At 37.5% G+C, this 24,520-nt stretch carries 21 protein-coding genes; 11 read left to right on the plus strand and 10 right to left on the minus strand.

Going from position 1 to position 24,520, the window contains the following annotated elements; genetic code table 11:
• The first annotated feature begins 8 nt into the window (after window positions 1-8).
• Window positions 9-608 carry a hypothetical protein gene (locus IEV57_RS11740; protein ID WP_188443005.1) on the plus strand — a complete coding sequence of 200 codons (600 nt, stop codon included), beginning with the start codon at window positions 9-11 and terminating at the stop codon, window positions 606-608.
• An 80-nt stretch (window positions 609-688) separates the two neighbouring features.
• On the opposite strand, the gene IEV57_RS11745 is transcribed toward IEV57_RS11740, so the two are convergent.
• On the minus strand, window positions 689-1,000 hold the full coding sequence (locus tag IEV57_RS11745) for a hypothetical protein (protein ID WP_188443007.1): 312 nt from the start codon (window positions 998-1,000) through the stop codon (window positions 689-691).
• Between the two features lie 236 nt (window positions 1,001-1,236).
• On the opposite strand from IEV57_RS11745, the gene polA reads away from it, so the two are divergent.
• The 3 genes from polA (at window position 1,237) to IEV57_RS11760 (ending at window position 7,083) form a co-directional block, all read left to right on the plus strand.
• Complete coding sequence (gene polA / locus IEV57_RS11750) at window positions 1,237-4,059, plus strand: DNA polymerase I (RefSeq protein WP_188443009.1); 2,823 nt, start codon at window positions 1,237-1,239, stop codon at window positions 4,057-4,059.
• Between the two features lie 172 nt (window positions 4,060-4,231).
• On the plus strand, window positions 4,232-5,611 hold the full coding sequence (gene radA / locus IEV57_RS11755) for a DNA repair protein RadA (RefSeq protein ID WP_188443011.1): 1,380 nt from the start codon (window positions 4,232-4,234) through the stop codon (window positions 5,609-5,611).
• Window positions 5,612-5,772: 161 nt separating this feature from the next.
• Window positions 5,773-7,083 (plus strand): ATP-binding protein, encoded by a 1,311-nt coding sequence (locus IEV57_RS11760; protein WP_188443013.1) that lies wholly within the window; start codon window positions 5,773-5,775, stop codon window positions 7,081-7,083.
• A gap of 1 nt (window position 7,084) precedes the next feature.
• Here the strand turns inward: IEV57_RS11760 and IEV57_RS11765 are convergent, their stop codons facing one another.
• Entirely contained in the window at window positions 7,085-8,221 is a 1,137-nt protein-coding gene (locus IEV57_RS11765; RefSeq protein ID WP_188443015.1) for a BamA/TamA family outer membrane protein, read from the minus strand.
• Between the two features lie 62 nt (window positions 8,222-8,283).
• Complete coding sequence (locus tag IEV57_RS11770) at window positions 8,284-9,216, minus strand: hydrogen peroxide-inducible genes activator (protein WP_188443017.1); 933 nt, start codon at window positions 9,214-9,216, stop codon at window positions 8,284-8,286.
• Between the two features lie 142 nt (window positions 9,217-9,358).
• Here IEV57_RS11770 and IEV57_RS11775 point away from each other — a divergent pair, with 142 nt between their 5' ends.
• The 5 genes from IEV57_RS11775 (at window position 9,359) to IEV57_RS11795 (ending at window position 14,035) form a co-directional block, all read left to right on the plus strand.
• Complete coding sequence (locus IEV57_RS11775) at window positions 9,359-10,390, plus strand: Fe(3+) ABC transporter substrate-binding protein (protein ID WP_188443019.1); 1,032 nt, start codon at window positions 9,359-9,361, stop codon at window positions 10,388-10,390.
• Window positions 10,391-10,399: 9 nt separating this feature from the next.
• Window positions 10,400-12,037, plus strand: coding sequence for an ABC transporter permease (locus IEV57_RS11780; RefSeq protein WP_188443021.1), 1,638 nt, complete (start codon window positions 10,400-10,402; stop codon window positions 12,035-12,037).
• 18 nt (window positions 12,038-12,055) lie between these two features.
• On the plus strand, window positions 12,056-13,093 hold the full coding sequence (locus tag IEV57_RS11785) for an ABC transporter ATP-binding protein (protein WP_188443023.1): 1,038 nt from the start codon (window positions 12,056-12,058) through the stop codon (window positions 13,091-13,093).
• A gap of 73 nt (window positions 13,094-13,166) precedes the next feature.
• Window positions 13,167-13,613, plus strand: coding sequence for a MarR family winged helix-turn-helix transcriptional regulator (locus IEV57_RS11790; protein ID WP_188443025.1), 447 nt, complete (start codon window positions 13,167-13,169; stop codon window positions 13,611-13,613).
• Window positions 13,613-14,035, plus strand: coding sequence for an organic hydroperoxide resistance protein (locus tag IEV57_RS11795; RefSeq protein WP_188443027.1), 423 nt, complete (start codon window positions 13,613-13,615; stop codon window positions 14,033-14,035). The genes IEV57_RS11790 and IEV57_RS11795 overlap by 1 nt, the downstream gene beginning before the upstream one ends.
• 73 nt (window positions 14,036-14,108) lie before the next feature.
• Here IEV57_RS11795 and IEV57_RS11800 read toward each other — a convergent pair whose 3' ends face one another.
• The 7 genes from IEV57_RS11800 to IEV57_RS11830 form a co-directional block, all read right to left on the minus strand.
• Window positions 14,109-15,506 (minus strand): MltF family protein, encoded by a 1,398-nt coding sequence (locus IEV57_RS11800; protein WP_188443028.1) that lies wholly within the window; start codon window positions 15,504-15,506, stop codon window positions 14,109-14,111.
• A 174-nt stretch (window positions 15,507-15,680) separates the two neighbouring features.
• Window positions 15,681-17,027 carry a TolC family protein gene (locus tag IEV57_RS11805; RefSeq protein WP_188443030.1) on the minus strand — a complete coding sequence of 449 codons (1,347 nt, stop codon included), beginning with the start codon at window positions 17,025-17,027 and terminating at the stop codon, window positions 15,681-15,683.
• Window positions 17,027-20,089, minus strand: coding sequence for an efflux RND transporter permease subunit (locus IEV57_RS11810; protein ID WP_188443032.1), 3,063 nt, complete (start codon window positions 20,087-20,089; stop codon window positions 17,027-17,029). The genes IEV57_RS11805 and IEV57_RS11810 overlap by 1 nt, the downstream gene beginning before the upstream one ends.
• Before the next feature lie 2 nt (window positions 20,090-20,091).
• Window positions 20,092-21,174, minus strand: a complete 1,083-nt coding sequence (locus IEV57_RS11815; RefSeq protein ID WP_188443034.1) for an efflux RND transporter periplasmic adaptor subunit — start codon at window positions 21,172-21,174, stop codon at window positions 20,092-20,094.
• Window positions 21,171-22,001, minus strand: coding sequence for an alpha/beta fold hydrolase (locus IEV57_RS11820; protein WP_188443036.1), 831 nt, complete (start codon window positions 21,999-22,001; stop codon window positions 21,171-21,173). Before IEV57_RS11820 ends, IEV57_RS11815 begins: the two co-directional genes overlap by 4 nt.
• Before the next feature lie 249 nt (window positions 22,002-22,250).
• On the minus strand, window positions 22,251-22,448 hold the full coding sequence (locus tag IEV57_RS11825; protein WP_188443038.1) for a hypothetical protein: 198 nt from the start codon (window positions 22,446-22,448) through the stop codon (window positions 22,251-22,253).
• Between the two features lie 12 nt (window positions 22,449-22,460).
• A complete protein-coding gene (locus IEV57_RS11830; protein ID WP_188443040.1) occupies window positions 22,461-22,883 on the minus strand; it encodes a VOC family protein in 423 nt (140 codons plus the stop codon).
• A 62-nt stretch (window positions 22,884-22,945) separates the two neighbouring features.
• Between IEV57_RS11830 and IEV57_RS11835 the strand changes: the two genes are divergently transcribed.
• The gene (locus tag IEV57_RS11835; RefSeq protein WP_188443042.1) at window positions 22,946-23,857 is read left to right on the plus strand and encodes a patatin-like phospholipase family protein; all 912 of its coding nucleotides are present in this window, start codon (window positions 22,946-22,948) and stop codon (window positions 23,855-23,857) included.
• Window positions 23,844-24,473: a class I SAM-dependent methyltransferase gene (locus IEV57_RS11840; protein ID WP_188443044.1), complete on the plus strand. Its 630-nt coding sequence runs from the start codon at window positions 23,844-23,846 to the stop codon at window positions 24,471-24,473. The genes IEV57_RS11835 and IEV57_RS11840 overlap by 14 nt, the downstream gene beginning before the upstream one ends.
• Window positions 24,474-24,520: the final 47 nt, after the last annotated feature.

Genomic DNA, 24,520 nt, shown 5'->3' on the forward strand with positions numbered 1-24,520 from the left:
ATTTCCCCATGAATAAAACCATTTTCCTTGCATTGATCGCCTTTTCATTTTTTATCAGTACAAGTCACGCGCAAGAAGTTTCAGAAGAAACTGGATCACTTAATAGTGGCACAATCTCGAGTCAGTTTGATTATTTGAATCAAATTTCCAATAATTTTCAAGAATACAAGGTTGTCAAAAAAACCAATTTAGATAAAATCAAATCTAATGTTTTAGATTCATTAAGCGTCTTTGAAAAGGATTTGATAGCTATACAACAAACAGTAAAAGATCAACAGGAAAAAATCAACCAACTTGAATCTCAAGTTGCCAGTACGCAAATTGAATTAGAGGATGCCTTGCAAGCTCGAGATAGTTTTTTCTTTTTAGGAATCCCGATTCACAAAAGTCTTTACAACACAATTATGTGGGCCATTGTAGCTGGTTTATTGGGTGCATTTTTGTTTTTCTTATACAAATTCAGCCGCAGCCACAAGGTAATTAAAACAGCGAGAAAAGATCTAGAAGAAACGGTAGAGGAATTTGAGCAACACCGTAAAAACACACTAGACAGGGAAAGAAAATTAAAAAGAGAACTTGTAGATGCGCTCAATGGTAAATCCAACTGATCCTCTATTCAAAACTTAAAAGCACAAAAAAAGCCTCCCAGAAATGAGAGGCTTTTTATATTTAATTTTTGCTAAACCGATTAGGTCAGAAGTATCAAAATCAAAAGAATGATGATAATAGCACCTACTGAAATGTAAACACCATTTCCTAAAGCTTTCGCTTCTGCTCTCATTTCCTTCAATTCACTTTTCACTTCATTTCTCTCTGCTTTACTCATGTCAGCAAAGTCCATGGCTTTGATTTCTTCAACTCTATTGTTGATTTCATCTAATCTCACTTGCTCTTCAGCCGTAAGTTCAGTCTTTTCTTTTTTTGTTTCACCAGCAGTTGCAACGGGTGCATAGGCTAGGAATAAAAACATTACTGATAAAAGGTACGCGATCTTTTTCATAGTGATTTGTTTTAGTTAGTAAATAAATTAAGAATAATGAGTAAGGATTCAGTCCTTACACGTCATATTACCAAGAATTAGACCAGAAGTAAGAAATCCCGAAATAATGTAGTTATTATAATCGTAAATGAGAATAATAGAGTCAGCCCTTTTCATTATTATTTGTAATTTAGCTTTTCGGATTTTATCGAAAATCTTGATAGACGAAAATACTTCAAATTAAAATTCACCTTCCTATGTCCCCAAAAGGAGATAAAAAGCTTTTCTTACTTGATGCTATGGCACTCATTTACAGAGCTCATTTTGCATTCAGTAAAAACCCACGTATCAATTCCAAAGGCCTCAATACGGGGATTATGTTGGGTTTCACCAATACCTTATTGGAAGTTTTAGAAAAAGAGAGACCAACGCATATTGCTGTTGCCTTCGATACCAAAGCACCAACCTTCAGACATGTCCAATTTGAAGCATACAAAGCAAATAGACAAGCGCAGCCAGAGGATATCGAAATCGGTATTCCGTGGGTGAAGCAAATTGTAGAAGCTTTTGATATTCCGATTTTAGAACTAGATGGTTTTGAGGCTGATGATATCATCGGGACGATCGCCAAAAAAGCAGAGAGAACTAGCTTCCAAGTCTTTATGATGACTCCTGACAAGGATTATGGGCAATTGGTGGAAGAACATATTTTCTTATACAAGCCAGCCTTCATGGGCAATGCTGTGGACGTCATGGGACCCAAAGAGGTTTGCGCTAAATGGGATATCGAAAATGTAGATCAAGTCAGAGATATTTTAGGCTTGATGGGTGATGCCGTTGACAATATTCCTGGGATTCCAGGTATTGGAGAAAAGACAGCAGTAAAACTCTTGAAGCAATATGGGTCCATTGAAGAAATCTTAAAAAACACACAAGATCTTAAAGGCAAGCAGAAGGAAAATGTAGAAAATTTTGGCGCGCAAGGGCTGCTTTCTAAAGAACTAGCAACAATTAGTCTTGAAGTACCCGTTGAATTTGACGAGGCATCTCTTAAATATAATGGACCAAAAGAAGAGCAACTCAAGGCACTTTTTGCTGAATTGGAATTCAGAACACTTACCCAACGTGTCTTTGGCGAAGCGATCAAAAAACCAAAAATTAAAGTCAGTGAACAACTGGGTCTATTTACAGGCCCTCCACAGTCTGAGGAAGATGAGGACTTGGATTTATCTTCAGAGGATAATCCACTTCCAGCCATCCAACTTCATGACAATATCCTTACCTCTGCCCATGATTATCATAAGGTAGATGGAGAGGCCGCGATTAAGGAATTGATCAGCTACTTGGAGAAGCAGGACGAATTCTGTTTTGATACTGAAACAACTGCCCTCAATCCAAACGAAGCTGAATTGGTCGGTTTATCATTTGCATACATCGCTGGAGAGGCTTTTTATATCCCTTTCCCCTCTGATCAAAAAGAAGCGAAAGAAAAGTTAGCACTGTTCAAAGACATCTTTGAAAATGAAAATATCATCAAAATCGGTCAAAATGTAAAGTATGATATTTTGGTGTTGAAAAATTACGGCATGGAAGTCAAAGGAAAACTCTATGACACCATGTTAGCCCATTACTTGATCGAGCCTGAAGGCAAACACTCGATGGATTGGTTGGCACAGCAGTACTTGAATTATAAGCCTGTCTCTATAGAATCCCTGATTGGAAAAAAGGGGAAAAATCAGGGGAATATGCGTGATGTGGATGAAGACGAAGTAAGTAAATATGCTGCTGAAGATGCTGACATTACTTTGAAGCTTAAGCAGACTTTTGATCCGATGATCAAAGAAAATGGTCTTGAGAAATTACTTCACGAAGTAGAAAATCCTCTGATCAACGTACTGGCTGCCATGGAATTTGAAGGAGTAAGGATAGATACTGAAAGTTTGGCTGAATTGTCGGAAGTCCTGGAAGAAGAAAGCAAAGCCATAGAAAAGCGTGTGTACGAACTCGCTGGAGAGGTGTTTAACCTTGCCTCACCGAAACAGCTCGGAGAGATCTTATTCCTGAAACTTAATTTGGATCCAAAGGCAAAAAAAACCAAAACTGGCCAATTTGCTACAGGAGAGGAAGTATTAAGCAAAATGGCAGGCGAACATGAAATCGCGGCGGCTATTTTAGAATACCGTCAAATGGTGAAACTCAAGTCTACGTACGTAGATGCACTTCCTACGATGATCAATCCCAAAACAGGAAGAATCCATACGACCTATAATCAATTTGTCGCTGCTACTGGAAGACTTTCTTCTAATAACCCAAACCTCCAAAATATTCCTATCAGAACAGCAAGAGGGAGAGAGATTAGAAAAGCATTTGTACCAAGAGACGAGAATTATGTAATCTTAGCTGCGGATTATTCGCAAATTGAATTGAGAATCATGGCTGCTTTTTCGAAGGATGAATCTATGATTGAGGCTTTCAGAAATGGAAGGGATATCCACGCCACCACAGCAGCAAAAATCTTCCAAGTTCCGCTAGATGAAGTAACCACTGATATGCGAAGAAAAGCCAAGACAGCTAACTTCGGAATCATCTATGGCATTTCGGTTTTTGGACTTTCTCAGCGACTCAATATTCCGAGATCGGAAGCAAAAGAAATCATCGACTCCTATTTCAAAGAGTTCTCAGCAGTAAAGGAATACATGGATAGCTGTATCGAAAAAGCAAAGAAAAACGAATATGTAGAGACTATCCTAGGTAGAAGAAGATACCTCAGAGACATCAATAGCCGAAACCAAACGATGCGAGGATTTGCAGAACGTAACGCGATCAATGCACCTATCCAAGGTTCTGCTGCTGATATGATCAAAGTAGCGATGATACAGGTTCATGATTGGATGATCCGAGAAAACTTGAAATCAAAAATGATCCTTCAAGTACATGATGAATTGGTATTCGATGCGCACAAGGACGAAGTGGAATTATTGAAAAGTGAAATCCCTAAGATCATGGCAAATGCGGTCAAAATCATTGTTCCTCTAGAAGTAGAGGTTGGCTTAGGCAAAGATTGGCTAGAAGCACACTAAGAGGAAGGGTGAAGGAAGAAGGAGTAAAGGTGAAATTTAAAAATCTAGGCAAAAGAGATAAGAGTCAAGAAAAACTATAACCTAAACTTTACAAAACCACTCCTACCATCCACCACATCACTCTTTCCAAATCACCCAATCTAAAATCTACCCTCTAAAATCTAAAATAGAAATGGCCAAAACCAAAACCACCTTCTTCTGCCAAAACTGTGGCGCACAAAGTCCTAAATGGCTGGGTAAATGTTCTTCTTGCGGAGAATGGAATACCTACGTAGAAGAAGTGGTCCAAAAAGAAGAAGTGGGACGTGGATCATGGAAACAAGGGGGTACCAAAGAAAAAAGAGCCAGTGTTCCAAAAAGATTACAAGAGATCAACTTTGAAGATCAGCCTAGATTGATCACTCATGATGCAGAATTAGATCGTGTTCTCGGAGGCGGAATTGTTGCGGGATCATTGGTTTTGATTGGTGGTGAGCCTGGCATAGGAAAATCTACCCTTATGCTTCAAATAGCACTGATGCTCAATCAGACAAAAGTCCTCTATGTATCAGGAGAAGAAAGTGAATCACAGATCAAGATGCGAGCAGAGCGTATGCCTCTCAAGTCAGAGAATTGCTATGTGCTTTCTGAAACCAATACCCAGGCTATTTTTCAGCAAATAGAAGCACTTGATCCAGATATCTTGGTGATAGATTCAATCCAAACCCTCCATAGTAAGCATGTAGAATCCGCTGCTGGATCTGTGAGTCAAGTCAGGGAATGTACTGCCGAACTGATGAAATTTGCCAAGGAAACTGGTACACCCGTATTTCTCGTTGGACATATTACCAAAGATGGTGCGATTGCAGGCCCAAAAGTATTGGAACACATGGTGGATACCGTCTTACAGTTTGAAGGTGATCGGCATTTGACTTACAGAATCCTTCGAACTTCCAAAAACAGATTTGGTTCTACTCACGAGTTGGGAATCTACGAGATGCGTGCAGAGGGGCTTCGTCCTGTCGCTAATCCATCTGAAATCTTATTGACTCAGAGGGAAGAACTACTCAATGGCGTAGCTATCGGCGCGATGATGGAGGGGAATAGACCTCTTTTGATTGAAATCCAATCCTTAGTAAGCCCTGCGACTTATGGAACTCCACAGCGAAGCAGTACGGGACACGATGCCAAGAGATTGAATATGCTTTTAGCTGTGTTAGAGAAAAGAGGTGGGATGCGTTTAGGTCAGCAAGATGTCTTCCTGAATGTTGCTGGAGGATTAAGAGTAGATGATCCTGCTTTGGACTTGGCTGTGTGTGCCTCTTTGATTTCGTCCTATGAAGACACGCCCGTTCCTGCGGACTTATGTTTTGCTGGAGAAGTAGGCTTAGGCGGTGAAATTCGCGCTGTTCATCGGATTGAAAACAGAATTGCAGAAGCCGAGAAGTTGGGATTCAAAAGAATCATGGTTTCTAAGTATGCAGTCAAAGGAATGGATGTCGGAAAATATAAGATCAAAGTCATTCAAGTCAGCAAGCTAGAGGAAATGTATCAGGGATTGTTTTCTAAGTAGATCCTTTATTTTTTGAGGCAATGTGGTCAAAAATAGTTGGTGACTATTGTTGAAAAAATTCTCAAACGCTATTCAGTAGAATTCCACGATAGTGCTATTTTTCCTAAGCTGTTTTTATTGTAAAAATAATTACTGTAATTTGTATTACAATAATTAAGGAAATGAAATTTTATAATAGAGAAGAGGAATTAGCTGTACTTGATAAATTGATCCTTAAGTCAAAAAAACAGGCACAAATGACTATGGTTGTTGGGAGAAGGAGGATTGGTAAAACTAGTCTATTGAGGAAAGCAAGCGATAATCAGGAGTCCATCTATCTGTTTGTAGCAAAAAAAAGTGAGCCTTTACTATGCAAGGAGTTTGTAGAGATAATACAGACAACGCTTGGAGTGACTGCATATGGTGAAATCAGCCAATTCAAAAGTGTTTTTGCTTGGTTAGTGGAGCTTTCAAAAGAAAGAAACTTCATGTTGATCATAGATGAATTTCAAGAGTTTTATCAGATCAACCCATCTGTTTTCAGTGACATGCAAAATATTTGGGACACGAATAAAGCTCAAAGTAAAATCAACTTAATTCTTTGTGGTTCTGTCTATTCCTTAATGACAAAGATATTTGAAAATGCCAAAGAGCCGCTATTTGCCAGAGCAACTGCAAAAATGCATATCAAACCATTTCAAGTTTCAGTGTTAAAAGAAATCCTTGCTGATAATACCCCAAGTTTTACACCCAAAAATCTCTTGGCATTTTATGCACTCACCGGAGGAGTTGCAAAATATGTAGAGACTTTTGTTTTAGCAGAGGCTTTTACACTAGAAAGTATGCTAGAAGAAATATTCAAAACAAGTTCTTTATTGCTAGAGGAGGGGAAAAATGTTTTGATTGAAGAATTTGGTAAAGATTATAGCACATACTTTTCAATTCTCTCTTTAATAGCATCCTCCAAAACTTCAAGACCTGAGATTGAATCAATTTTAGATGTGAGTGCGGGCGTTTATTTAGATAAATTAGAAAGAGATTTTGGCATCATTAAAAAGATCAAACCGATTTTATCAAAACCCTCAAGTAGAAAAATAAAATATAAAATTGAAGATAATTTCATTTCGTTTTGGTTCCGATTTATCTATAAATACCGAAGTGCTGTAGAAATTGAAAATTACCAACTTGTTAAAGAAATAATTCTGAGAGACTACCCGACCTTTGTTGGCCCAATCTTAGAAAAGTATTTTATAGAAAAATTAAAAGCAACAAATTCATTTACCGAAATCGGTTCCTACTGGTCAAAGGATAATCAAGATGAAATAGATATTGTAGCAATAAATGAAATTGAAAAAACTGTAACTTTTGCAGAGGTGAAATTGAACAAACAAAAAATTAGCATTCCCATTTTGGAAATGAAATCCAAATTCATTCTATCTCAATTGCCAAACTACAGCCCAACATACCTAGCGCTTTCGCTTGAAGATTTATAAATCAAAATGCCTCCCCGATAAAGAAATAAAAGCCTGACCCTTCTTTGGTCAAAGCGTAATCAATTCGTGTGTAAATATCCTTTTTTGGAAACAATAAAAACCTCAAACCACCACCTGCTGACCAAGCTATTTTGTTCAGATTTAGGTTTTCAAAATTTGGAAAAACTGTCGCCACTCCACCAAATACAGCAGCTCCGATTCTATTGGTAAATCCCAAAGGAAGTGGCAGAAATCTAAACTCCGCTTGTGTAGCTATCTGATTATTGTCGCGAAATCTACCGGTATAATATCCCCGCATCATCGACTCTCCTCCCATCAAGGCAAGTTGATTGAAGGGAACATCACCTGAGTTAAATTGACCAAGCAATTGCGCTGCAAAAACAGTATTTTTACTAACCGGTCTATAAATTCGAGTATCAGAAATAACAGAATTGAATCCAAAAGTACTTACTGCTGGAGAATATCTGATGTACGCTAGTTCTGAAAAGAATCCATTTCTAACATTTAAGACATTGTGTCTATCATCATACACTAACCCAGCACCAAATCCCAAATTGGTAGACCCTTGACTTCCTCTCGGCAATTCAAAAGTAGGGCTTTCAGGTGCCAACTTAAATTCTATTTGTGCAAGTCTTTGGAAATCGACTTCTAAGCCAAAAAATAGGTTTTCTCTAACTTTTCTCAATACCCTTTCTTTGATTAGAATCTGATTGGCATCTACCAAAGCAAGATAATCTGAAGGCGAATCCATACCAATACCATAATATTGGAGGGGAAAGCTTTGTAACCTTAACCGACCTAAGAAAAACCATTTACTCTGATCGGTATAAATAGCATGATCAAACCAAATTCCATATTGATTTTCTAAGGTAACAAAGGTAAACCCATTGATTTCACTGAGTCGATTAGATGTATCTCTTTTGGCATAATAAACATAGAGCGATGACAAACCAATCTCCCAACTTGTCTCGGGGGCATAGGCTAAGGTTGGGTAAATTAAAAACTGCGGCTTACTGATATCAGACGAGTCATTCAACAAATTGTTGAAATACCTTTTTACAAAAGACTGAGATTGGACAGCATTTCCAAAGCTTGAAAGAAAAACAAGGAATAAAATGATTGAAAGTTTATTTGCCATAAGAGCAAAAACATTAAAATGGAGAGTAAGTTCTCGGTTTAGAATAAAAGTAGTGAATCTTTTTATTTAAATCGGACTATTTTACCATGAGCTCTTAAAGTCATCTCATGGGGAATTGATGCTGTAATTTCTTTATACAGTAGTTCAACAAGCTTACTTTTAAGAAAACTTCTAGAAATTATAATGCTGACCTCTCGAGTTGGCTGCTCGCCTTCAAAAGTTCTCAACCTCTTCTTTTCCTCTGAATTCATCGAAAATGTGGCCAATTCAGGTAGCAGGGTGACTCCTTTATATTCATTAACCATATTTTTCAATCCCTCCAAAGACCCACTTTCATAATGAAAGTTCATCTTCTGAAATTTGACTCTGTTACAGAGATTCAATACCTGATCTCTAAAACAATGTCCTTGCTGAAGGACCCACATATCTGTAGTCTCAAAATCTTCAACACTTATTTTTTCTTTTGCAAGTAAAGGATGATTCTCTGAAAGGTAGGCGAAGAATTTCTCGTAAAACATAGGTTTCTCTACCAGACCATTTTCGTTTAAGGGTGTCACGACAACACCAAGATCAAGCTCATCATTTTTAAGCTTCCGAATCACATCTTCTGTGACCATTTCCTCCACTTGAAGCTGTACATTCGGATATTTTTCTAGAAAATTTCTTATGAACCTGTGTAAGAGATATGGAGCTAGTGTTGGTATGATTCCCAATTTTACGACACCACTGACATCCCCTTTTAACTGAGCGACTAACTCATAAATTCCTTTACTATGAGAGACCACTTTCTTGGCTTGCTCGATAATTTGTGCACCCGTTTCTGTTGGAATTACAGGCATTTTTGACCGATCAAAAAGAATAACTTCCAATTCCTTTTCTAGTTTATTCACTTGAGCACTCAAAGTAGGTTGCGTCACAAAACAGGATTCTGCCGCCTGACCAAAATGCCTAAATTTATCTATAGCTAAGATGTATTCTAATTGTTGGATAGTCATATTCAAATGTCAATAATTCCCCGAAAAAATAAAACCAAAACCTCCTATCAATGGAGCGTTGCAAATATAAAAATCTTTTTCTTTTTATTTAGATTTGATTTAAATAATGATTAATTTTGCCTCGTTAATTAAATAAAACGTCATGAAAAACTTATTAAAAACAGGTTTAATAGCGATTACTGCACTATCTCTTTACGCTTGTGGTGGAACAACCGAAAGCGTAGAAGAAGTAAATGTCTACACACACAGGCACTACGAGGCAGATCAAAAGCTTTTTGATATGTTCACAGAAAAAACAGGAATCAAAGTCAATGTAGTCAGCGCAAGTGCTGATGAATTGATTCAAAAACTGGAATTAGAAGGTGCTAATTCTCCAGCTGATGTTCTCATCACTGTGGATGCAGGTAGATTAAATAGAGCTGTAGAAAAAGATCTTGTTCAAACTATCGAGTCTGAAACTTTGAATACAAATATTCCTTCTAAATACAGAGACCCAGAGAACAAATGGTTTGGATTAACTTATAGAGCCAGAATCTTTGCTTACAGTAAAGAAAGAGTTGATCCATCTGAATTATCAACTTATGAAGCGCTTACTGAAGAACAATGGAAAGGTCGTGTATTAACGAGATCCTCTGAGAACATTTACAATCAATCTTTACTCGCTTCTATCATTGCACACCATGGTGAAGAAGCTGCCACAGAATGGGCTGCAGGTCTTTTGGCTAATATGGCAAGAAGTCCAAAAGGGAGTGATAGAGATCAAGTAAAAGCTGTTGCATCAGGTGAAGGAGATGTCGCCATTGTAAACACATATTATATCGGAATCATGCTAAATGATACCAATGAAGAAGAAAGAAAAGCTGCTGAAAAAATTGCACTATTCTTCCCAAATCAAGATGATCGCGGTACGCATATCAATGTGTCTGGTGCTGCAGTAACGAAATATGCTCCAAACAAAGACAATGCGACAGCGTTAATTGAATTCCTTTCTGAAGTAGAGTCTCAAAACTTTCTTGCAAGCATTAATTTTGAATACCCAGTCAATCCAAGCGCGGAATTTTCAGACTTACTGAAAGAATGGGGGAATTTCAAAGCTGACGAAATCAACTTGTCAGAACTTGGAAAAAGAAACAAAGATGCAGTTGTCATTTTTGATCGTGTAGGGTGGAAATAAGCAAAAGCTTTGGACATAATAAAAAGAAAGTATTACTGGTGGAATAAATGGACTGGTTTTGCGCTACTTATACTCTTGTTTGTAGCGACGCCATTATTCACTATTTTATTCAAATTATTTACAAGCCCGGGAGGTAGTTGGTCACATATTGCCAACAACCTCCTTTTTGGGTATTTTCAAAATACGCTCCTTATTTTGTTAGGGGTAGCGTTCAGTACTTTTTTATTGGGTGTAAGTACAGCATGGTTAGTCTCCAGTTATGAATTCCCAGGAAGGAGATATTTCGAATGGCTATTAATCTTACCATTAGGTTTTCCAGGATATATCATGGCTTACACCTATGTTGGTATTTTAGATTATACAGGTCCTATTCAAACCTTTCTCAGGAATACTTTTGATATTCAGGTCAAAGGAAGTCTAATAGATATCATGAACCTACCTGGAGCAATTTTCATTCTATCAATCACTTTATTCCCGTATGTTTTCCTCATTGCCCGCTCTTCATTTTTACAACAGTCGAAAACGATGCAGGAAGCCTCATTTCTATTAGGTGTAAATAGAACAAAAACTTTCTTCAAAGTAGCCTTGCCAATGGCTAGACCTGCGATTGTGGCCGGTATCGCCTTGGCTTCCATGGAAGTTCTAAACGATTACGGAACAGTCAAATACTTTGGCGTAAACACCTTTACGACAGGAATTTTCAGAGCTTGGTTTTCAATGGGAGACTCCACGACGGCCATCTATCTCGCAGCAATTTTGATGATTTTCGTTTTTGCTATACTTTATTTGGAATCCATACAGCGAGGAAATCGACAATATTCTTCAGTCAACGGACTCAATAAACCTACTGCTAGAATACAAGTTTCAACAAAAAATAAGATCTTATACACAACCATTTGCACACTTGTGTTTTTGGTGAGTTTCTTCATCCCATTTCTCCAACTTCTCCAATGGGTAAGTATGACTTATATGAAAGTTGTCAATCAAGATTTCTTTCTATTGATTTTTAGAAGTTTTGGATTAGCCGCATTGGTTGGGATTTTGGTCGTTATTTTCTCCGTGATTTTACTCTATGCGCTCCGATTAAGCCCCTTCAAATGGGTAAAAAGTATTACTAAAATTGCAACACTTGGCTATGCCATTCCGGGCGCTGTAATTGCCGTTGGAGTCATGATTCCCTTATTGGCTTTCGACAAATGGATTTATGATGCCATTTTCTCTTCAAGGGTTGCAGGGCTGTTTTTATCAGGAACTTTATTTGCTTTGACCTTTGCTTATATCGTGAGATTTATGGCCGTAGGCTATAATCCTGTAGAAGCAGGGTTTCAGAAAATCGGAATACATATCAATGAAGCTAGCAGACTCCTTGGAGTGAAGAGTACAAAAACACTTTGGAAAATCGATCTTCCCTTGATCAAATCAAGCTTATTCTCTGGCATTTTACTGGTTTTTGTAGATGTACTGAAAGAGTTACCTTTAACATTGATTCTTCGTCCTTTCAATTATCAGACTTTGGCCACCAAAGCTTTTGATATGGCTACTAACGAGATGATCGCTGAATCTGCCAATGCAGCGATGATCATTATCTTAACAGGAATTATCCCGATAATTTTTTTAAATAGAATGATCAAAAAAAGAGAATTATAAGTTTAAAGAAAAAAGAAGATGCCAATCTTATCACTCCAACATATCAACAAGAAATACGGTCAAGCAAAAGACTTTGCTGTCAATGATGTATCCTTCGATGTTACTGAAGGTGAAATCCTAGCTTTAGTTGGAGAAAGTGGATCTGGTAAGACGACATTACTGAGGTTGATTGCTGGACTTGAACATCCTGATCAGGGAAGTATATCACTGTCTGGACAAATCATCGTCGAAGGCAGTGAATCGGTGCCTTCGCATGAAAGGAAAGTCGGTATGGTATTCCAAGATTATGCCTTATTTCCTCATTTGACCATATTGGAAAATGTCACCTTTGGTATTCAAAAATCAAAAGGAAATCGTGATCAAATTGCAAAAGACACATTACAACTTGTTGGTTTGACAGAAGACCATAACAAATACCCCCATCAACTCTCAGGAGGACAGCAGCAACGAGTTGCCTTAGCAAGAGCCATTGCACCGAATCCAAGAATCCTCCTGATGGACGAGCCATTCAGTAATTTGGATGCCATGCTCAAAGATCAGGTTAGAGAAGAAATCCGTCAAATCATCAAAAAGACAGGCATTACGGCGATTTTTGTAACACATGATACCAAGGATGCCTTATCAACCGCCGATCGCGTAGCAATCTTACATAAAGGTTTTTTACAACAGCTTGATATTCCCAAAGTACTCTATGAAAACCCTGTGAATCCTTATGTGGCAAACTTTTTTGGGAAGCGAAATGAAATTCTTGCTACTCCAAGCGAAGAAGGATTTTATACTTCATTTGGCTTTATTAATGACCCAGAAGCTAGAAAATATAAAACTAAAGTAAAACTACTTTTTAGACCTGAACACGGTGAGGTCGTTCAAAGAAAAGGGCAACAAATCAGTGGAAGAATTGTGAAAGTCTCATATTTCGGAAGTCATCAATTAGTCAAAATCTCCGATGATGAAGGTTTTCGCGTTACCATCAGAACGAACCCTGGTAGAGTCTTCGATGAAGTGGAGAGAGCCTTTTTCTACCTTTGGAAATACGATATCGAAGAAGCTTTTTAACTAAATAACAAGAGGAATCCTTCTTTTTCTAATATAATTGTATTAAATTTAATTGTTTACAATTAATTAGGAGATGTCAAAAGAACAAAAATCCCTTTTGTTAGAAAATCAAATCTGTTTTCCGCTCTATGCCGCTTCAAGACTAATCATTCAAGCCTATAGAGAGCCTTTGGAAGAGTTAGGAATCACCTACCCTCAATACTTGGTCATGCTTGTACTTTGGGAGAAAGATGGGCAAGCGGTCAATGAGATAGGGAAAAAACTACTGCTGGATTCTGGTACTTTGACACCTCTGCTCAAAAGATTAGAGACAAATAATCTTATCAAAAGAGTCAGAAGTGATCAAGACGAAAGAAAAGTAGAAATTGAATTGACCTTCCAAGGAAAATCGATGAAATCAAAAGCGGAGAAGGTTCCTGAAAAAATAATGGAGCGACTAAACAGCTGGGAGCCAAAAGAGTTAGATATACTTACAACAGAAATAAATAAATTAGTAAATACTTTAAACCAACCAATGTAATGGAAAAAATAACAATTGATTACACTGCAACAGCAGTAAATACGGGTGGAAGAAAAGGTCATGTAAAAACTGAAGATGGCCAATTGGATTTTGACGTGGCTATGCCTAAGGAAATTGGTGGACCGGGAGGAAAGACCAATCCTGAGCAACTTTTTGCAGCAGGATATGCCGCATGTTTCGGAGGAGCATTAGGTGCAGTAGCCAAAGGGGTGAAATTGGATGATGCGGAGATTACTGTGAAAGCACACCTTGGCAAAACCGAAGCAGGTGGGTTTGGACTCGCTGTAGATATTCATTGCAAGATACCTCAAGCTGGATCTTTAGAAGAAGCACAAAAACTCGTAGAAGCAGCTCATGAAGTTTGTCCTTACTCCAAAGCCACTAGGGGTAATATTGAAGTAAATGTGAAAGCAATAGCTTAAAATTAGAAAAGAGCCATCGTATTTGATGGCTCTTTTTTTATGAATTGTATATTTTTTCTAAGAGCACCTTTTTTTATGGCTCCACTAAGATCCGGTATGAGTTATACAATATCAAAATATCCTCTACATAATTGACTGCAACATGGCCTTTGGCGTAGCCACTTCGGACGATTGGGTCACGGTAGTATTCAGGATCTGTTTTAAGTTTTAGAAAATGAGATACATGCTCCCAATATTGGGGGTTCTTTCCATATTTCATAGTTAATTTCCACGCATCTTCCACATGACCATGGCCTATGTTGTATGAAGCTAGAATAAACTTAATTCTTTCATTGGACTCAGGAATTCGCTCCCTCCAAAATTTATCCAAGTACTTTAAGAAATTAACTCCACCCATTAAACTTTGATAAGGATCATTCGCATCTTCTACGCCGAACCTTTCCAAGGTCACAGGCATGAGTTGAAGCAATCCTGTTGCCCCTGCATAAGATGTAGCTTCGGGATTGAATGCTGACTCTTTGTACACCAATGAAGCTAATAATCTCCAATCCCAACCTAAATTCTCAGCTGCAGTTTTGATAATTTCATCGTACACAGAAATCCTATTTCCTCCCAATGATGAAAATGCACTATTTGTTCTGAAATAATTATTTTTTGAATTGAGAAAATATTTAGCATATAGAGTCGCCAAATATCCTGACTTTGAACGCTTAGCTATCCAAGTATTAATAGATTTTTCAAGATCAGGGGCATTGGTTCGGACTGCCCACGCTACTGGAGATTTCTCGCTAATTTCCAAACTGACATCCAAATCATCGTAATAGGTGGAATTAACTAATGCTAAATCTTTATCCACAACAGTATAATCAATTTCACTCTCTAAAACTTTAGCAATCAACTGCTCCCGTCCATCTCTCACTTCAATGATATATAAAGAAAAAGTACTATCCTGACTAATATTACGGAGTTGAGACTTGTAAATCGCACCTTGAGGAATGTAAATGGTATGATCACGAAGTTGCTCTACATCTTTAATTAAATCTCCCTGACGCCTTTGCACCAAAACTGTACTTACTTCGCCAATAGGTGCACTGAAATTGGCGAATTTCTTTCGTTCTTCAGAGATTTCGAGATTCATGGCGATGATGTCTGCCTTCCCGTTGTTGAGTAAAATAAAAGCTTCATCAATATCCGATTTGATAATCAGATGAAGACGAACTCCAAGACTACTCGCTAGATTCCTCAAAAGTTCAAATTCATAGCCCATCCTTCTTCCCCTGTAGATATAATAACTCGTAGAAGAATTATCCACAACGGCTCTGATGTACCCTCTTTTTTTGATTTCCTCTAAGTCAAGGGTTACAGGGTCTTCCCAAAAAGCTGTTTCTTTCTTTTTTTCTAAAAATGTACATTGAACACCAAAAGTGATCAAAAGCAAAGTAAATAGGATTGTTGTTAATATTTTTTTCATGTATCATGGTTCAAAAAGCTGAACACTTCTTGATAACTTGGTATCAATCACCACATTTAGCAAATAATATACCAATAATAAATGAGTAAAAACAGCTTAACCTACATACAATAAAAAAACCTTCCTGTTGGACACAGAGAGGCTTTCCTTATAATTTTTCTAATCACTAGTCAGTTATCTATCTAGTAATCCAAGTCGTTCTTCACTATTTTGAAAATAAATCTTGCCCGAAAGCCTCAACAACTCAATCTCACTTTCTTTAATATTGAAAAGGGAGGAAATCAATCTATCTTCAGCTGTTAGTAAATTGACTTGAGCATCTCTAAATTCAAGGTAATTTGCGATTCCTAGTCTGAATCTTTCCAAAGCTATGTCAGTATTTTCAACAGCTACTTCGTAATTCTTCCTTTCAATTTCTAACAACTTTTTACTATTTTCATAAGCAGTATAGGCTCGATGAATGTCTGAAGTCATTTGAATTTCATACTGATCTAAGGCTAACTCAGAGTTATATCTGGCTACTTTAGCACTTTGAATTCTTTTATTCAAAGTAAATCCACTGAATAAATTCAAAGTGATATTTGCTCCGTAATTGAAACCTTGCCTTTGATTTTGAAGAAGGAAACCTGCTTGAGAATTCAAAGTATTATTCGCGTAAGCACCATTCAAATTGAATGATGGCAATCTCTGCGCCTGCAATTCCCGCAATTGAAGAAAAGCTACATTCTCTTGCCTTTGAGTTACTAGAAACTGCTTATTGTTGAGATATGCATTCTCCAATAAATCTTCAAGCCTTAAATTTTCCGTAATAACGATGGTATCCTTGACAACAAATTCATCAGCAGGTGATAAAGCCAATAATTCATTTAAATTAATTCTAGCAGTCTGAATTATCTGTTCTTGATTGACTGAAAGAGACAAATCAGTATTGTAATCCACTTGTGCGGTAAGAAAATCTCTCTTTCCTGCTCCCCCTAGTTCATAGCGTGCTTCAGCAATTTCTAAACGAGATTTTGAAAACTCAAGTGTCTTCTCCAGTACTTTTTGCCTTTGGAGCTCCAAAACCAACCGATAATAAGAAGAAGATACAGCAGCAACTAGATTTTCTACAGCAACCTTCGCATCCAACTCACTTATTTCAGCTAATTTTCCTAATCTTCTTAATGTAACTACAGCCTCAGGATTGAATCCATAGATTGCCGAAACGGTGAAATTCTCTGTATCAGATTTAGCACCTGATATTTCGTTAGGAGAAGAGGAAGTTGCAAATAGTTGCTCAACATCTTCCTTACTATAGTTTTGAGTATAAACCGCATTAACGACGGGCAAAAAGGAAGTTCCAAAACCAATTTGCTTGTCATAATCAGCTAAGAGCACATTATTCACGGCTATTTTCACTCCATAATTTTTCTCCAGACCGATCATAATAGCCTTTTCAAGATTCAGCATTTCACTCTCTTGAGCGAAAGAGAATAATGACCATTGGGACAAAAAGAATATTATTAAAAGAAGTTTTTTCATTATGCTCTTGCTAGTCTTCCTTTTTTGGAGGTAAGGAAAGTATAAATTGCTGGAATTATAAATAAGGTCAATATGGTGGCGAAAGTTAATCCACCAATGACTGCTACACCCATCGGAACTCTACCTTCTGAACCAGCACCAAGTGCCAAAGCAATAGGAAGTATCCCCAGAATAGTGGATAAACTAGTCATTAAAATAGGTCGAAATCTTGCACTTGCTGCTCCGATGATGGCTTCGTCGATAGACATCCCTTGTGCTTTTCTTTGGTTGGCAAACTCCACGATCAAAATACCATTTTTGGTCACCAAGCCTATCAGCATGATAATTCCTATTTGACTAAAAATATTTAAAGTAAAGTCAAACATCCACAAAGAAGCTAAAGCCCCAAACAATGCCAACGGAACCGTAAACATGATTGTAAGGGGATCTAAGAAGCTTTCAAACTGTGCAGATAGCACGAGGTAAATAAGTACAAGTGCAAACAAGAACGCGAAGATTAAGCTATTAGAACTTTCTCGATATTCTTTGGATAATCCTGCAACATCAGTACTGAATGACTCATCGAGAACTTCAGAGGCAATCCTATCCATTTCATCAAGACCATTTCCTATCGTGAATCCAGGTGCAAGATTTGCCGATACTGTTGCACTTACGAATCGATTGAATCGATAGAGTTGAGGCGGTGTACTTTTCTCTCGGATCCTGACAAGATTATCTAATTGGACAAGATTACCATTCTCAGCCCTCACATAGAGCATTCTCAGGTTAATAGGTTCGTTACGATCTTCAATTTGCATTTCACCTACAACTTGATATTGCTTACCGCTCATGATGAAATATGCAAATCGCTGTCCTGAATAGGATAATTGTAAGGTTCTTGCAATTTCTTGCACAGAAACACCAACATTTCTAGCTTTCTCTCTGTCGATTTCAACCTCTATTTCAGGCTTGGTGAATTTAAGATTGATATCTGCATAGCTAAATGTTTCGCTTTGATTCGCTTGACTCATAAATTCAGGAATAACCTCTTTGAGTTTCTCTAAAGTCGGTGCCTGTAAGACATATTGAACAGGAAGACCTGCTCTTCTATCTCCAATCGATGGTGCTTGAGTTGCGAAAGCTCTGACTGAAGTGAATTTTGTTAGCCTCTTAGAAACTTCATCATAAATCTCCTGTTGCGATCTTTCTCTTTCTTCTGCATCCTTGAGAATCAATCTTAGGAAACCAGAGTTGGTACTAGAGGTTCCAAAGCCTGGAGAGGTAACTGTGATAATTCCTGCTCTTTCATCATCAGGAATTTCAGTGAGAAATTCTTTAGTCATCTCATCAATAACCTGATCCATATATTCAAAAGTGGCTCCTTCAGGACCACTGAGATTGACTCTCATTTCACCTCTATCTTCTATTGGAGAAAGTTCTGTTGGAATGATTTGGAAAAGCTGATAAATTCCGAAAGCCATCAAAACGACAACCAAGAAAGCTACCCATCTTACCTTCATAAACCCATCCAAAGCATCACTATATTTCTCATTTAGCCATAAAAAAATTGGCTCAGTCTTATTGTAGAACCAGTTTTGTTTTTCTCTTTTTTTGAGCAATTTCGAACTCAGCATAGGAGTCATTGTCAAAGCCACAAAAGATGAAATGATCACAGCACCTGCCACAACAACACCAAATTCTCTAAATAGCCTCCCTGTCGTTCCCGTCAAAAATATTACTGGTAAAAACACTGCCGCAAGAGCTACTGTTGTCGCAATTACAGCGAAGAAAATCTCCTCAGCTCCTTTTTCAGCAGCTTTTTCAGGGGTTTCACCTTTTTCTATTCTAGTGTAAATATTCTCCAATACTACAATGGCATCATCCACTACAAGGCCTATGGACAAAACAATACCGAGCAATGTCAATACATTGATAGAGAAATCTGCTATGTACATGATGAAAAACACCCCAATCAAGGAAATTGGAATGGTCAACACAGGAATGAATGTGGTCCTCCAATCTCTCAAAAACAAAAAGATGATCAATACCACAAGGATAAAGGCAAGAATGATTGTTTCCTGCACCTCAGCTATGGAAGACCTGATAAATCTGGTGGAATCAAAACCAATATCTAGTAATATATCTTCAGGAAGATCCTTCTTAATGGAAATTAACCTCTTATTAAACTCATCTACAATTTCAATATTATTTGATCCAGGCAAAGGCACGAGCACTACACCTACCATAGGTATGCCATCTCGTTTCAAAACCGTCCTTTCGTTCAGAGCTGCCAATTCTGCGTTTCCTATATCTTGAAACTTAACGATGTTGTTTTGATCTTCTTTGATTATCAAATCATTGAATTCTTGTGGGGAACTCAATCTACTCTTTGTCCTTACAGACAATTCAATCGAAGAACCTTCGATTCTTCCAGAAGGAAGTTCGACATTTTCACTTTGTACCTTGCTCAGCACATCCAAAGGAGTAACTCCGTAAGAGGCCATTCTCAATGGATCCATTCTGAGACGAATGGCATATTCTTTTTCTCCCCAAATCTGAACTGTACTCACTCCAGGGATAGTCTGGAGCCTTTCTTTGAAAATATTATTAGCTATCTCTGACAGTTCCAACAAAGAGCGTCTATCACTTTGAACATTCAAAAATACGATGGGCTGTGAATCAGAATCTGCTTTTGAAACCACGGGAGGTTCAGTATCCGGAGGAAGATTTCTTTGCGCCCCAGAAACCTTGTCCCTCACATCATTTGCGGCGGCTTCCAAATCAGCACCGACATCAAACTCAACAGTGATATTACTCGTACCGTCATTACTCGTTGACGTCAATGACTTAATTCCTGCTATACCATTGATCGCTTCTTCCAAAGGCTCAGTAATCTGCGCTTCAATGACGTCTGCATTTGCCCCAACGTAAGTAGTTCTGACATTAATGATTGGAGGATCTACGCTTGGAAATTCTCTTACACCTAAAAAACTGATACCAATAATCCCAAACAAAGTGATTGTCAAAGACATTACTATTGCCAAAACTGGCCTTCGAATACTAATGGTAGATAAACTTGCCATGATTAATTAATTTTAGTGGGGTTCAAAGGTGACCCTACTCTGACTTGCAAAATACCTGTAGTTAAAACCAAATCTCCCTCTTTGAGACCTTCCAAGATTTGTACTTCTTTATCGGTTCTTGTACCTATACTTACAATTCTTTCCTCTGCCTTATTTTCACTGTCTACCACAAATACTTTATATCCGCTAAGCTCAGGAATAACAGACTCTGCTGGAACTAATAGCGCATTTTCTTCTATTCCCAAGGTGTATTTGATTCTAATAAACATTCCTGGCAAGAACCTTCTCTCTTTATTTGGACTTTGAGCTCTTAACTTCAAAGTTCTCGTAGCAGCATCAATCGTCGGCTCGAAAGCATACACTATTCCTTCGCCATCTACACCTCCCCCATCATTAGAAAAAGAGATTTTAGAACCTATTTTCACCTCATTGGCATAGCGCTCTGGGATAGAAAATTCAATTTTGATTGGGTCAATGTTGACAATGCTTGCAATCACATCCGAAGTGCTGATGACAGACCCCTCTGATATTTGTCTTAAGCCAAGCACACCATCAAATGGTGCCCGAATCACTGTCTTACGCAATTGGGCCTCAACTAATCTCAAATCAGCCAAATTGGTATTGAATTGATTGAGTGAAATGTCATATTCTTCTTGACTGATCGCCTCTCTGGCTAAAAGTTGCTTTTGCCTATTTTCCTGACTTTCATAAAGCTTTTTTGTATAATCTAGTCTCTGATACTGCGCTTCAAGTTCATCATCATTCAGATACAAAAGAGGAGTTCCTTTTTTGACGAACTCTCCTTCTTTGAATGAAACCCGTTCTACTAAACCTGAAATTTCTGACCTGAGGTTTACAGTTTCGTTTGGAATGACTGTACCTGTGATATTTAGATTATTCTCCAGTCTCTCTGATCGGATTTCTACTACATTCACTGGGATTTCACTTCTCTGAGCGGAGGTTCCTGCCTCACTAACTGGAGCATCATCCTTACTAATATATTGTCCTAATCTGGGATAAATAAAAATAATGGCGACAACCAATATAATGACTACACCAAGAATTGTTTTTGTTTGTTTTTTCATTGCGTATGCTCCAAAGAATTTTGAAGAGAATTGTTTTGGTTTTTCAACCAGTCTAATGATAGTTTATTAAATACTTCAGGCTGTTCTACATTCACCACATGGCCACAAGCCTCGATAACTTTTAAGAATGATTTTTTTTGATCTTTAACAATATTTCTAACCGAGGCCAAAAACATAACATCTTCTTCTCCCATGATATATAAAGTGGGTATAGAAAGATCCTTTTCTTTGAAATATTTCAAAAGCGGATTGATGTCTTTGGTAAGTTTAAACCAGCGAATAAATTCTTTCTGACACAATCTTTTGGCTTCACGAATAAATAGATTTCTCGATTCGGCATGATGACCTCTCGGCATGATTATAAAAGCAAAAAGACTATATAACCACATATATGGAAGTACACTCTTAAAAGTATTTCCAAGAAAAACCAAAATCCGTGATGTAAAATTCAGTCTTGTGATTGCTCCCGCCATGATCATAGATTTCACACGCTCAGGCTCCATTTCGGCTAATTGCCTAGCTAATATGGTCCCTAAAGAAACACCCATAATATGCGCTGGCGGAATATTCAAATGATCCAATACTTCAATAATATCCTTGGTGACATTGGGAAAAGTGTATTTATCATTCCACAAATTCTTGATAGAATTAGCAGACTTCCCATGACCTCTAAGATCAATCAATAGGAGATTGAAATCTTCCTTAAATTCTCTGATTTGCTTATACCAAATAGACGAAGAACCTCCTGCACCATGAATAAAAACTACCCACTCTTTACTGGTAGGGTGCTCGTAAGTTTTGTAGTATAGAATTTCTTTTTTCGTCATAGTATTGGTAATAACCCAAAAGAACCAAATAAAGTTACTTTCGGTAAAACTAAATCTAATACTCCTCCAAAAAAATCATATAAGATACCAATGGCAACTGTAATCTATCAATGGTTTTGTATTCGTTTTCTATCTCAATTATTTTTCCACTCGTAAGACAAAAGTGTTCTATAAAGCAGAGAGAAGGATAGAATTACTTCAATCTATTTTTAATGAAATTTTACAGAATTATTGAAAAATAATGTTTCTTCAATTCATTTGTTTTTGTGTCTTTTTACCAAAAAACACTGCAATCAAAAGTCCAATTCCTGCTCCAAAACAAATCCCCGAAAATAACTGTATGATATCAAGATCAACAATAGGCTCCCTTCCTGATGTGAAAGAATGTATAATATAAGCTGCTATTATAAGCAAGATTCCACTGAGGATTAAAGGTGTCTTTTTCATTACAGAGTTTGTTTATTTAGCAAAAATCTGGCTAGGGTCTTGAAAAGATTTGAACTCCAAGGCATTTCCTGCAGGATCCAGAAAAAACATCGTGGCTTGTTCACCCACTTCACCTTTGAATCGGATGTAGGGTTCTATGACAAATTCAATTCCAAAAGCTTTAAGCTTATCAGCAAGTGTATGCCATTCTTCCCAAGGTAAAATTGCTCCAAAATGTCGTACAGGGACATTTTTCCCATCCACTTCATTCCTTTTAGCTTGAGCCAATTCATCAGGCTTCACATGAGCGGAAAGCTGATGACCAAAAAAATTGAAATCAATCCATTTTTCGGTACTTCTTCCTATTTCACAGCCCAGCAAATCTCCATAAAAACTTCTCGTTTCTTCAATATCTCTTATGGGAAAGGCGAGGTGAAATGGCTTAAATTGATTCATAACGCTTGATTTTTTTGATAAATTTAATGCACAAATTTAAATAAATATGTCAATTTTATACCATGTGTAAAAAAACTGTATCGTTGGTTCTTTCGAGTGGTGGTGCTAGAGGAATGGCACACATTGGTGTCATTGAGGCTATTGAGGAAGCTGGCTATGAAATCGTTTCCATTGCAGGCTCTTCAGCAGGTGCACTTGTGGGAGGGATTCATGCAGCAGGTGAACTCCCGGCTTTCAAAGATTGGATTTGTAATCTGGATAGAATAGATGTGTTTTCACTGATGGACTTTACCTTTTCAAGCGGAGGTTTCATCAAGGGGGACAGGGTCTTTAATGAAATAAAAAAAATCATCAAGGATTACCAAATTGAAAATCTATCGATCCCATTTATTTGCACAGCGGTGGAAATCCCACAAGGCAAAGAAAAAATTTTTGACAAAGGTTCACTTTTCAATGCAATCAGAGCTTCCGTATCCATTCCCACCGTTTTGACACCGGCTAAAATTCATGGAAGAGAGTATGTGGACGGAGGAATTATCAACCCTATACCATTAAGCCTTTTACCTAAAAAGAATAGAGGTGATTTAGTGATTGCTGTTGATTTGAATGGTCCAAAGGAAAAATTAGTCAACTCCCAAACGCAAAAGATAACCTCGATGGATTCTGAAAGCAGATTAAAAATACCAAAGTGGGTCTCAGAATACAAAGCAAAAGCCTCTAAATACTTTAATTCAAATTTAAAGGAAGAAAAGTATAAAGGAATGAGCTCCTTAGAAATACTAAATTTCTCCTTTGACCTACTTCAAGACAAGCTTTCTTCGGTGATTCTTGACAAATATAAGGTGGATGTCCTAATTGAAATCTCCAGAATCCAAGCAGGAACATTGGAGTTTCACAGGGCAAGTGAATTGATCGAGATAGGAAAACAAAAAACTATAGAAGCGCTAAATATCCTTGAAAATGGAAGTAAATAAACTGAATGAACTTTTAGGGAATATTGATATTTATCTACTCGATCAGATTCTCAAGGGAAGGTTTAGCAAAGACATGAAGATTTTAGATGCCGGCTGTGGTGAAGGCCGGAATTGCATCTATTTTCTCAATCAAAACTATCAGATCTTTGGCGTAGATGCCAATCCTATCGCAATCCAAATGGCAAGAATCTATGCTCAGACGATTCAGCCCACTTATGATATTTATAGATTCCAAACAGCGACGGTTCAGGATTTGCCTTTTCACAAAGGTGCTTTTGATGTAGTCATCAGCTCAGCAGTCTTACATTTTGCAACGAGTGAATTGGATTTCTTCAAAATGATGGATGAAATGATGCGTGTATTAAAGAATGATGGAATATTTTTTCTAAGAATGACCACGGGGTTTGGCGGGATTCAAGAATCCTCTCCTAATCTAGGCGATGGGGTATATGCACTTCCAGATGGAAGTGAGCGCTTTCTTCTTAGCAAAGAGTTGTTAGAAAAAGTTGAGTCGAAATATGGCTTAAAAAATCTTGAAACCCCCAAAAGTGTCTTGGTTCATGGTCAAAGAGCAATGGGGGTATTTGTGTGGGAAAAATCAATTTTAGAAGATTAATTTATCGGCCAAAAACCACATTTATTACTATTTTCAATCGTATCTTG

It is taken from the genome of Belliella aquatica (assembly GCF_014637795.1).
GTDB classification, from domain to species: domain Bacteria; phylum Bacteroidota; class Bacteroidia; order Cytophagales; family Cyclobacteriaceae; genus Belliella; species Belliella aquatica.

Excerpts from the sequence above, each read along its gene's own strand:
- IEV57_RS11740 (WP_188443005.1), top strand. The coding sequence starts at position 9 with ATGAATAAAACCATTTTCCTTGCATTGATCGCCTTTTCATTTTTTATC.
- IEV57_RS11745 (WP_188443007.1), bottom strand. The coding sequence starts at position 1,000 with ATGAAAAAGATCGCGTACCTTTTATCAGTAATGTTTTTATTCCTAGCC.
- polA (WP_188443009.1), top strand. The coding sequence starts at position 1,237 with ATGTCCCCAAAAGGAGATAAAAAGCTTTTCTTACTTGATGCTATGGCA.
- radA (WP_188443011.1), top strand. The coding sequence starts at position 4,232 with ATGGCCAAAACCAAAACCACCTTCTTCTGCCAAAACTGTGGCGCACAA.
- IEV57_RS11760 (WP_188443013.1), top strand. The coding sequence starts at position 5,773 with ATGAAATTTTATAATAGAGAAGAGGAATTAGCTGTACTTGATAAATTG.
- IEV57_RS11765 (WP_188443015.1), bottom strand. The coding sequence starts at position 8,221 with ATGGCAAATAAACTTTCAATCATTTTATTCCTTGTTTTTCTTTCAAGC.
- IEV57_RS11770 (WP_188443017.1), bottom strand. The coding sequence starts at position 9,216 with ATGACTATCCAACAATTAGAATACATCTTAGCTATAGATAAATTTAGG.
- IEV57_RS11775 (WP_188443019.1), top strand. The coding sequence starts at position 9,359 with ATGAAAAACTTATTAAAAACAGGTTTAATAGCGATTACTGCACTATCT.
- IEV57_RS11785 (WP_188443023.1), top strand. The coding sequence starts at position 12,056 with ATGCCAATCTTATCACTCCAACATATCAACAAGAAATACGGTCAAGCA.
- IEV57_RS11790 (WP_188443025.1), top strand. The coding sequence starts at position 13,167 with ATGTCAAAAGAACAAAAATCCCTTTTGTTAGAAAATCAAATCTGTTTT.
- IEV57_RS11795 (WP_188443027.1), top strand. The coding sequence starts at position 13,613 with ATGGAAAAAATAACAATTGATTACACTGCAACAGCAGTAAATACGGGT.
- IEV57_RS11800 (WP_188443028.1), bottom strand. The coding sequence starts at position 15,506 with ATGAAAAAAATATTAACAACAATCCTATTTACTTTGCTTTTGATCACT.
- IEV57_RS11805 (WP_188443030.1), bottom strand. The coding sequence starts at position 17,027 with ATGAAAAAACTTCTTTTAATAATATTCTTTTTGTCCCAATGGTCATTA.
- IEV57_RS11810 (WP_188443032.1), bottom strand. The coding sequence starts at position 20,089 with ATGGCAAGTTTATCTACCATTAGTATTCGAAGGCCAGTTTTGGCAATA.
- IEV57_RS11815 (WP_188443034.1), bottom strand. The coding sequence starts at position 21,174 with ATGAAAAAACAAACAAAAACAATTCTTGGTGTAGTCATTATATTGGTT.
- IEV57_RS11820 (WP_188443036.1), bottom strand. The coding sequence starts at position 22,001 with ATGACGAAAAAAGAAATTCTATACTACAAAACTTACGAGCACCCTACC.
- IEV57_RS11825 (WP_188443038.1), bottom strand. The coding sequence starts at position 22,448 with ATGAAAAAGACACCTTTAATCCTCAGTGGAATCTTGCTTATAATAGCA.
- IEV57_RS11830 (WP_188443040.1), bottom strand. The coding sequence starts at position 22,883 with ATGAATCAATTTAAGCCATTTCACCTCGCCTTTCCCATAAGAGATATT.
- IEV57_RS11835 (WP_188443042.1), top strand. The coding sequence starts at position 22,946 with ATGTGTAAAAAAACTGTATCGTTGGTTCTTTCGAGTGGTGGTGCTAGA.
- IEV57_RS11840 (WP_188443044.1), top strand. The coding sequence starts at position 23,844 with ATGGAAGTAAATAAACTGAATGAACTTTTAGGGAATATTGATATTTAT.